Genomic DNA, 10,072 nt, shown 5'->3' with positions numbered 1-10,072 from the left:
AATCAGTAACGATAGTACCTCTGCCGGTCTATTTGATGTCGATATTTATCAAAATACAGCCGGTATTGATAAAAATATCGGGGATTTTTATTTCGGTACCACTTTAACTTATGCCGGAACTGTTTCTGACATATATCCACCGGCAAGCATGCAAGGTTCGACCCATTCCGTAGGTCTGACACCTTATATAGCCTATGTGATCAATAAAAACTTCTTCCTTTCCGCAATGTCCGGATATAACTACTCGAATAATAATTTAAAGAGTCCGACATTCACAGTACCTGAATCTGAATCCGACGCTTACCAAACAGAAATTGATCTAAATGGTCTGCATGTTATCGATCAGTGGTTCATGAAGGGTAAAATCGGCGCCAGATACCTACATATTCACAACAAAACCGATCCTTTTTTTGCAGGCGGCAGTGTTACCCGGGATAATCTGGACAGCTGGACTTATTTGGTCGATACGGAAGGCGGCTATATTTTCAAAAACGGCTTAAGACTCTCCACCGGTATACTATACGAGTATAATAATCCAAAACCCAACCTCGGCCAGGCGGACGGCGTATTTTACTATAGTGCGGGCGCCGATTATTCGGTGAACAAAAAGCTGAATTTGGGTGCCAAAGTTCAGACCGATTTGACTAATCAAGACATCGATTTGACCACGGTGTCCTTGACTGCCCGTTTAGCTTTGGATTAGATTGTACTGACATATTTATCCATTAAACCCCCGTCTCCATAAGGAGCGGGGTTTTTTTGTTTAAGGGGGTTCAATGTGAAATTACAAGTCCTAAAAATAGTTTTTATTCTTGCGTTGCCACTGCTATCGGAACTGGCAATCGCAGACCCTTTAGATAGCGTCATTTCTAACCAGATACAGAATCAAATTTCCCGTCAGGTAAGCAGTGGGATTTCCAAAAATCTCAATGATAATTTGCTTATTCCCCAGTTAAAAATCCGCAACGAATCCGGCGAAATCAAGGATTTTACGCTCAGCGGCGATGAGCGTTATTACAATCTCTTACATCAAGACGGCACGGTTCGAGTTTGGGATTCGAAGCTGGGTGTGCAAAGACCTACGATACAGCCTGGCGGAAAGCGCTTTACTAAAGTTGTTTCCAGTTCGTCTTCCAGCGTCGTATTGATTGGAAGTACCGACGGAAGAATTTATGTTTACGACATATTGACAGCCAATCCGATAATCGAACTGGATAGCGGTTCCAACCAGGAGGTTGTGGCGATGTCGCTACCAAAAACTGAGAATATACTGGCTGCGGTTTATAGTGACGGTAAGATCATCAGCTGGGATTTAAAAAATTTTAGAAAAATCGCCAGCTTGAATACGAATCATGAGGATGAGTTGACCAATTTGCTCGTCACCGCTACCGGTAAGTCGGTGATTACCGCCGGTAAAAGTGGTTTCGTGGAATTGTGGGATTTGGAAAAAGCGCAAAAAAAAGCTTCATTACCCAAGCAATCCGGCAATGCATTAGGTTTTTGGGAAAACGCTTCTGCTGAATTAATTTATTTGGATAGTAACGGTAATCTACAATGGATTGAACAGCCGAGCAACCGGGTTCGTCTCAATAAAAAAATAGATAACGCGAATGACTTAACCTCAGCCGCAATCAATTTTAACACCAACCTTCTGGCTTTATCGACCAACGCCAAGCAACTTAAGCTGTTTAATCTTAACGGCTTGTCGTTTAGCAAAGAAATAAAAACAACTGAAAATATCGCACATCTGCAATTTATCAATCAGGGTAAACAACTGGTTGGAGCGGATGAAAAAGGTGTGCTCCATGTTTGGGATATCGGATTGGGCAATGAAATACTGAAGTTGATTTCAACAGATACCGGTTGGACCATTGTCGACAATACAGGACGTTTTGACAGCTCCGAGAGGGGTATGCCGAATGTATCGTGGTTGGCCGCCGGCAAGGACATTCCGATCGATAATTTTTCAGTGAACTATTACGAACCGGGTTTGTTGTCCACGCACCTAAACAGCGGTAATTTTATCAATCCAAACCCGCAAAAAGTACAGGAAGGCATCACCCTTCCTCCTGAAGTGAATTTAACTGTTCCAACAGGAAGCACCGCAGGTGAAGAAACAAAAGTATCTTTCGAAATAATCGATACCGGTGGCGGGATAGGCGAGTACCGTCTCTATCACAACGGCAAAATCATCGACAAAAGTTTGCTGGACGACACTAGCGACACAGAAATCGACGGTAAGATACACAAAAAGGTTAGCTATAACGTTGTTCCCTCGGCGGGATTAAATAAATTCAAGGTGATTGCCTCCAATAAGATGGGCATAGACAGTCAGCCGCAACAGCAAATCCTCCAGGTTTCCGGTTCTGAAACGCAAGCAAAGTTGCATGTTGTTGTTATCGGTATTAACAAGTATCAGGACAATAAATTGAATCTAACCTACAGCGTCGCGGACGCGCAGTCTATTGCATCGGCTTTAAACAATAAAAGTAAATTGGCATTTAACGATGTAATAACCTACGACTTGCTCGACCAGGACGCGACCAAAAACTCGATTACAGATAAACTAACGCAAATTTCCGACAATTCGCAGAATGATGTGTTGGTGGTTTATTTTGCCGGACATGGTATTGCAATCAAGGGTGAATGGTATTTCCTGCCTCACGAAACCACGCTTCAGACAAACGAGCAATACCTTGCCGGCGTCGGTATTTCCGCCAAACAAATTCAGGAGTTATTGGCTAAAATACCAGCGCAAAAAATACTGGTTATGATTGATTCTTGCTATTCGGGAGCGGGACTTAAGGCTTTGGAAAATTTGCAAAACTCACAGCGACATTTCAGTCGCGCTCTTAGTAAGTCGGTCGGTATTGTGGTAATGGCTGCAACACGTAAGGATCAAGAAGCTATGGAATCATCCGAATTGGGTCATGGCTTGTTTACCTATATTGTAAATAACGGCTTGCAGGGCGCTGCCGATTTACAACCCCACGATCAAAAAATTAGCGCCCACGAAGTGGCGGATTATTCCACCGCAACAATTCCGACCTTTTCAAAAAAATACTCGGAAGCATCGCAGGAACCCACCTCTTTTACGATTGGTGAAGACTTTGTTTTATTGAGACAATAAATCAAGGGTCTTCCATCATTTGCAACCAAGCCTCAGGCCAATAGTCGCCACTTTCGTTAAAAACCCCGTTTCCGCAAGGAGCGGGATTTTTTATTGAGCCAATAACGTCATTAATGCAGTGATTATCTGTACGATCTTTCCTCGATTCCACAGACTAAGGCTAAGAGAATATTCAATTTGCATGCAAAAATACACAGCACAATTTAAGCAATAGGTTATTGAAGCCCAAATGGCTTATAAGCAAAGTGTTCGAAAATTAAAACAATATCAGCCGCTTAATGACCGCCATCGATTGACTATCATGCAAAACACTTCTGCCGTTTTTTCGGCGTCATAGAGTGCCGAGTGCGCTTTTTCGTTATCCCAGTCCAATCCTGCTGTTTGGGCTATTTTCGCTAGTACCGTTTGCTGATAGACCAACCCTCCCAATGTTGCGGTATCGAAGGTGCTGAACGGATGAAAAGGGCTGCGTTTTATTTGGGTTCTTTGAATGGCGGCGTTCAGAAAACTAATGTCAAAAGCCGGGTTGTGACCGACTAAAATTGCTCGGGTGCAGTTATTACGCTTGACTGCGTCTTTAATCGGTTTAAACAACATGTGCAGCGCATCTGCCTCTTCAATAGCCATGCGAAACGGGTGATGCGGGTCTATTTTGTTAAATTTAAGTGCGGCTTCATCCAGTTCTGAGTTTTTAAAAGGAATAACATGTGTTGCATAACGTTCGGTAATCTCCAAATCACCGTTACCGTTAAATTCAACAATCACGGCTGCAATTTCCAGTAATGCATTTTTTTTAGGATTGAATCCGGCTGTTTCTATGTCGATGATGACCGGAAGGAAGCCTCGAAAACGTTTGTCTATCGGAATTGCGGGTGTGTCCATTATTTAAAGTTATGCCAAGAGGTGTAGAAATGATGGGGAATAAATGCAGCGAACTATGGTATGTTACGCGAAAATCCGCCCATTACGAAAATAATAGCGAAATTGGAGGGAATGTAATGAAACAGAAAAGATTAATTACCCAACTCGGATATATTATTTTATTAGCTATATTGGCAGGATGTGCGACCACCGCGAAAGATCCACAAGATCCATTGGAAGGATGGAACAGGGGAGTTCAGACCTTTAACGATAAACTTGATGATTATCTGATGAAGCCTGTAGCCAAAGGTTATCAATGGGTAATGCCATCGTTTGCCGATCAAGGTGTGAGTAATTTTTTTAGTAATATTAACGACATCGGTGTAACCGTCAACGACCTGTTGCAGTTTAAAATATTGCAGACCGGTATGGATGGGTCGCGCTTTATTGTTAATACTGTTGCCGGTGTTGCCGGTTTTGTCGATGTCGCGACGATGATAGATTTGCCCAAGCATCATGAAGATTTTGACCAAACAATAGGGGTTTGGGGTATATCGACTGGGCCTTATCTGGTGCTGCCGTTTTTCGGGCCAAGTTCCCCTCGCGGAGTAGTAGGACTGGCCGGCGATGCCGCTATGAATCCTATCAGCTATATTCTTGCTAGCGGTGTTGTCACTGGACTGTTTGGCCTAAATGCGATCGACCTACGGGCAGATAATTTGGCCAATGAAAGGATTGCAACGGAAGCGGCTGTGGATCGGTATGCATTTTTTAAAAGCGCTTATTTTCAACAGCGTAAATACCTGATCTACGATGGTAATTTGCCGGAAGGAGAAGACCTTCTGGAGATTGATGAGGAGTTTAATAAGGATAATTTGGCTCCGGTTAGGCCATATTAAAGTAAGGCGAAGGGCGAAAAAAACACGTTATTGCTTTGAACCTTGAAAAGTAGGGCGCGCCGTGCGCGCCTTTTTCTCGGACTGAGTTAAATTGACGCTCCTTTTTGGCGCGCGGCGCGCCCTACTTTTAAGTGTTTCAAGTTATTGTAATTTCCAGCTCAACTCTTCATTCGCTTTCAGCGGTGTAATGGATACGCCATTTTCTCCATACACAGACGGTACTTTCCAGGCGGTTTTTTCCAGCGTCACTGTCCCTGAATTCCTGGGCAAGCGGTAAAAATCGGCACCGTAAAAGCTCGCAAAACCTTCCAATTTGTCTAATGCATCCGCTCGCTCAAATGCTTCCGCATAAAGCTCCAAAGCCGCATGAGCGCTGTAACAACCGGCGCAACCGCAGGCGTTTTCTTTTAATGAAGTCAAATGCGGAGCGCTGTCCGTGCCCAAAAAGAATTTCGGATTTCCGCCGGTCGCGGCCTCGACCAATGCCAGACGATGCGACTCGCGCTTGATAATCGGCAGACAGTAATGATGTGGCTTTATGCCTCCGGCCAGAATCGCATTGCGGTTAAACAGCAAATGCTGAGGGGTGATGGTTGCGGCAATATTGGCGCCGGCATCTTGCACAAACTGCACGGCTTCGGTCGTGGTCACATGTTCGACCACGATGCGCAAACCTGGGAAATTTTTAGCGACATCAGTCAGGCAAGTATCGATAAAAACCCGTTCCCGGTCGAAAATATCGCAAGCGTCGTCGGTGACTTCACCATGAATCAGCAACGGAATATCAAACTTTTCCATTGCAGCGAATAACGGGTAAACGGCTTTGATGTTAGCGACGCCGGAATCGGAATTGGTGGTAGCTCCGGCTGGATATAATTTAAAGGCATGGATATGTTCGGATTCTGCGGCTTTTTTGATTTCATCAACCGTCGTCGAGCCGGTCAGATAAAGCGTCATCAGCGGCGTAAAATCGAGGCCTGCAGGAACCGCTGCCAGAATTTCTTCCCGATAAGCCACGGCTTGATCTACAGTCGTAACAGGCGGTTTGAGATTAGGCATGATGATAGCGCGGGCAAATTGTCTTGCGGTATGCGGCATAACAGTTTTTAAAACCGCGCCGTTTCTGACATGTAAATGCAAGTCATCCGGCCTTGTGATGGTTAATGTTTTCATTATTAGAGGTAAATTCTGTAAAATAGTCTGTTATTTTATAGTAAGTGCCTTGAAAAATTAAACGCAGCACTTATCGTCGCTATTATTTTTTTGTTATCGGAGCGGTTAATGCCAATATACGAGTACCAATGTCAATCATGCGGTCATGAGCATGAAGCTTTACAAAAACTCAGCGCTGAGCCTCTAGTTACCTGTCCAGCCTGTAGCAAACCGGAATTAATGAAAAAGATTTCTGCGGCAGGATTCAGGTTAAAAGGCAGCGGCTGGTATGAAACCGATTTTAAGAGCGGCGCAAAAAAGAATGTAGCGGGCGAAGCGGGTTGCTCCAGTTCACCATTGCCTTCCGGCGGATGCCCTGCCGGCGGCTGCAAAAGCTAGTAATAAACAGGCATAAGGTTCAAAAAACAGGTTTTTACCTTGAGCCAGTCTCAACTTTAAAAATTTTTAAATCAACAGGGAAAATTTATGCGTACTCACAAGTGCGGAGAATTAAACACACAACAGCTAGGCGAAACGGTTTCAATCTGCGGCTGGGTGCATAGACGCAGAGATCACGGCGGCGTTATTTTTATCGATTTGAGAGACCGCGCCGGATTGGTGCAAGTCGTAGTCGATCCCGACGTGGCTGAAACCTTCGCGATCGCTGAAAGCGTCCGCAGTGAATATGTATTACAAATTACCGGACTGGTTCGCGACCGTCCCGCAGGCACGGTTAACGCCAATATGCATTCCGGCGAGATTGAGATACTGGCTAAAAACATCGTCGTGCTGAACGAGTCGGAAACCCCGCCGTTCCCGGTCGAAAGCGAGATCGAAGTCAACGAGGAACTGCGTTTACGCTATCGTTATATCGACTTGCGTCGTACCGAAATGCAAGAAAAGATGAAAGTGCGCCGCGATGTGACGCGGGTATTAAGAAACTTTCTGGATGACCACGAGTTTTTCGAGATTGAAACACCTTACTTAACTAAAGCGACGCCTGAAGGCGCGCGCGATTACATCGTACCGAGCCGCACCCACGAAAACTCGTTTTTCGCACTGCCGCAATCGCCGCAATTGTATAAACAAATATTGATGGTGGCGGGCATGGATCGCTATTATCAAGTTGTGCGTTGTTTCCGCGACGAAGACTTGCGTGCCGACCGTCAGCCCGAATTCACTCAGCTCGATATCGAGACTTCGTTCATGGATGAACATGAAATTATGCACGTGATGGAGGAAATGATCCGTCAATTGTTTATCAAAGTGATCGGTGTGAACCTAGGCGATAAATTTCCATGCATGACGCATCAGGAAGCTATATCGCGCTACGGTATCGATCGTCCCGATTTGCGGATTCCACTGGAATTGGTCGATATTGCCGACGATATGAAAGACGTCGATTTCCAAGTCTTTTCAGCACCGGCCAACGACCCGAAAGGCCGCGTCGTTGCGATGCGCGTACCGAACGGAGGCGAATTAAGCCGTAAAGATATTGATGCATTAACCAAGTACGTCAGCATTTACGGCGCAAGAGGCTTGGCGTATATCAAGGTCAACGATTTGACAGCCGGTGTCGACGGTTTGCAATCGCCTATCGTTAAATTCGCCCCTGCTGAAGTTTGGGACAGTGTGTTGGCTAAAACCGGCGCGCAAAACGGCGATTTAATCTTCTTCGGTGCAGATAAAGCCGGCATCGTTAATGAAGCGATGGGCGCGTTGCGGGTCAAGCTGGGACACGACCTGAACCTGCTGCAAGGCGAATGGAAGCCGGTTTGGGTGGTTGACTTCCCGATGTTCGATTGGGATGAGAAAACCAACCGCTACAATGCCATCCATCACCCATTCACTGCACCAAGTTGCTCGGTTGAAGAACTGGTAGCCAATCCGGGCGCGGCATTATCGCGGGCTTACGATTTGGTGTTGAACGGCACCGAAGTCGGCGGCGGTTCGATTCGTATCAATCGCAGTGCGATGCAGCAAACCGTGCTTGAAATTTTAGGCATAGGCGAAGACGAAGCCAAGGAAAAATTCGGCTTCCTGCTGGATGCATTGAAATACGGCGCACCTCCGCATGGCGGCCTTGCGTTCGGCCTTGACCGTTTGGTCATGCTGATGACGGGATCAACGTCTATTCGTGACGTGATTGCTTTCCCTAAAACGCAATCGGCGGCTTGTCCGTTAGTCAGCGCGCCGGCAATCGTCACCGATGAGCAGTTGAAGGAGCTGGGCATTCGGTTGATTAAGCCGGCCGGAAAAGAAAAAGCCCAGCACGGTTAAAAGCTTTTTGTTTACCACGAAGGCACGAAGTTTCATTTCTTTGCATCCTTTGTGGCAAATGTTCAACAAAGCCGGACGGAGTATGTTACCCCGTCCGAAATGTTTGCTGTTGGATTAAGAGTAGTCAGCGCGAAGCTCAGATATTGTAGATGCGTTAGGGGCAGGGTTGTAAATCCAATCCAACCTGTAAATGAAACCTTCACGCTGTTCGTGCCTTCGCGGTGATAACTTTTTAGTCGATTTGTAAAACCCTCTCAAAATCTTCTCCCTTGAGGAGTATCATTTATGACCAATACCCCATTTCCTATTCAAGATTACGCCTTACTCAGCGATGAGGAATGCGATGCCCGGATTATCGCCGCCAAAGCCAAGCTTGGCCGCCGTTGCGTGGTGCTCGGGCATCATTATCAGCGCGATGAAGTATTCAAGCATGCCGATTTCACAGGCGATTCGTTAAAACTATCCAGGGATGCTGCGCAATCCGATGCCGAATACATCGTGTTTTGCGGCGTGCATTTCATGGCTGAAGTCGCCGATATACTGTCCCGTCCAGAGCAGATCGCGATCTTGCCGGATATGGCGGCTGGTTGTTCGATGGCCGATATGGCTAATCTGATTAAAGTGCAAAAATGCTGGGATGAATTGGCGCAAATAATCGATGTCGAAGCCGAAGTCACTCCGGTGACTTACATCAACTCGGCTGCCGATCTTAAATCTTTTTGCGGTCAGCATGACGGCATCGTCTGCACCTCATCCAATGCCCAAAAAATATTGGAATGGAGTTTTGCCAAAAAATCGAAAGTGCTGTTTTTCCCCGACCAACATTTAGGACGCAATACCGGTTACCGGATGGGCATTCCATTGGAGCAGATGGTTACCTGGGATTTCACCAAGCCGATGGGTGGTTTGACCGAGCAGCAAATTCTCGACGCCAAGATCATTCTTTGGAACGGCTACTGTTCCGTGCATCAGGTCTTCAAGCCGGAACATATCGATGATTTCCTTAAACGCTTCCCCGAAACCAAAGTCATTTCGCATCCGGAAGCATCATTTGAGGTTTGTCAAAAATCGGAATACATCGGTTCTACCGAGTATATTTTGAAAACAGTGCGTGCAGCCGAACCCAACACTCACTGGCTGGTGGCAACGGAATTGAACTTGGTCAACCGCCTGCATGAAGAATGCAAGGCGCAAGGCAAAAGCGTACATTTCATGTCGCCTACGCTGTGCATGTGCTCAACGATGTTCAGAACCGATCCGCAACATCTGGCCTGGGTGCTGGACAACTTGGCGGCAGGACATGTGGTTAACCGGATTTCAGTGCCTGAGGATATAGCGAAATATGCCAAGAAAGCGCTGGATAACATGTTGGGGGTTATGTGATGACCGTAGATTTTAATCGCCTTAAGCATTTTTCGATGACTTATGTGTTCATGGACGATGAAGATGTAGTCTGCGAATATGAGCAAACAGAGCAAAATCCAGTCGTTACTTCCGATGGCAAGAGCATAAGCTTCGCCTTAAGAAACATTGATCAAAGCGAAGACAAAGATATTTATTCGGTCGTTCTGGTAAAAGAAAGCGATGATGAGTTTTACATAAAATCCGACTATTTCGGCGATGAAGCCGAGCCATATCCGCTCGATGTTGAGATTTCCGATGATGATGTAAAGTTCATCTTGGAAGGAGAGGATGAGGTGATGTATTTGTATGGTTTTTTTGAGTAAAACCGTGATTAACGTTGTTCCAT

9 protein-coding genes are annotated in these 10,072 nt (G+C 45.8%); 7 read left to right on the top strand and 2 right to left on the bottom strand.

What is annotated here, in order from left to right:
* Both EPO18_RS03640 and EPO18_RS03635 read left to right on the top strand, forming a co-directional pair.
* Nucleotides 1-703: autotransporter domain-containing protein (locus EPO18_RS03640; RefSeq protein ID WP_292430644.1), on the top strand; the 703-nt coding region annotated here is incomplete at its 5' end.
* Nucleotides 704-778: 75 nt separating this feature from the next.
* Nucleotides 779-3,130 carry a caspase family protein gene (locus EPO18_RS03635; RefSeq protein ID WP_292430641.1) on the top strand — a complete coding sequence of 784 codons (2,352 nt, stop codon included), beginning with the start codon at nt 779-781 and terminating at the stop codon, nt 3,128-3,130.
* Nucleotides 3,131-3,397: 267 nt separating this feature from the next.
* On the opposite strand, the gene rnt is transcribed toward EPO18_RS03635, so the two are convergent.
* A complete protein-coding gene (rnt, locus tag EPO18_RS03630) occupies nt 3,398-4,012 on the bottom strand; it encodes a ribonuclease T (RefSeq protein WP_292430639.1) in 615 nt (204 codons plus the stop codon).
* Nucleotides 4,013-4,128: 116 nt separating this feature from the next.
* Between rnt and EPO18_RS03625 the strand changes: the two genes are divergently transcribed.
* Nucleotides 4,129-4,890: an MlaA family lipoprotein gene (locus EPO18_RS03625; RefSeq protein ID WP_292430636.1), complete on the top strand. Its 762-nt coding sequence runs from the start codon at nt 4,129-4,131 to the stop codon at nt 4,888-4,890.
* Between the two features lie 141 nt (nt 4,891-5,031).
* On the opposite strand, the gene pyrC is transcribed toward EPO18_RS03625, so the two are convergent.
* The gene (gene pyrC, locus EPO18_RS03620; RefSeq protein ID WP_292430633.1) at nt 5,032-6,063 is read right to left on the bottom strand and encodes a dihydroorotase; all 1,032 of its coding nucleotides are present in this window, start codon (nt 6,061-6,063) and stop codon (nt 5,032-5,034) included.
* A 108-nt stretch (nt 6,064-6,171) separates the two neighbouring features.
* On the opposite strand from pyrC, the gene EPO18_RS03615 reads away from it, so the two are divergent.
* From EPO18_RS03615 to EPO18_RS03600, 4 genes are all read left to right on the top strand, one after another.
* Nucleotides 6,172-6,441 (top strand): FmdB family zinc ribbon protein, encoded by a 270-nt coding sequence (locus tag EPO18_RS03615; protein ID WP_292430631.1) that lies wholly within the window; start codon nt 6,172-6,174, stop codon nt 6,439-6,441.
* Nucleotides 6,442-6,528: 87 nt separating this feature from the next.
* The gene (gene aspS, locus EPO18_RS03610; protein ID WP_292430628.1) at nt 6,529-8,322 is read left to right on the top strand and encodes an aspartate--tRNA ligase; all 1,794 of its coding nucleotides are present in this window, start codon (nt 6,529-6,531) and stop codon (nt 8,320-8,322) included.
* Nucleotides 8,323-8,607: 285 nt separating this feature from the next.
* Nucleotides 8,608-9,705, top strand: coding sequence for a quinolinate synthase NadA (gene nadA, locus EPO18_RS03605; protein WP_292430626.1), 1,098 nt, complete (start codon nt 8,608-8,610; stop codon nt 9,703-9,705).
* The gene (locus EPO18_RS03600) at nt 9,705-10,049 is read left to right on the top strand and encodes a hypothetical protein (protein ID WP_292430625.1); all 345 of its coding nucleotides are present in this window, start codon (nt 9,705-9,707) and stop codon (nt 10,047-10,049) included. The genes nadA and EPO18_RS03600 overlap by 1 nt, the downstream gene beginning before the upstream one ends.
* Nucleotides 10,050-10,072 lie beyond the last annotated feature (23 nt).

The organism is Methylobacter sp. (assembly GCF_004322395.1).
Classification (GTDB): domain Bacteria; phylum Pseudomonadota; class Gammaproteobacteria; order Methylococcales; family Methylomonadaceae; genus Methylobacter_A.
Note: the sequence above shows the minus strand (reverse complement) of the source record. Positions and strands in the feature narration are given on the sequence as shown.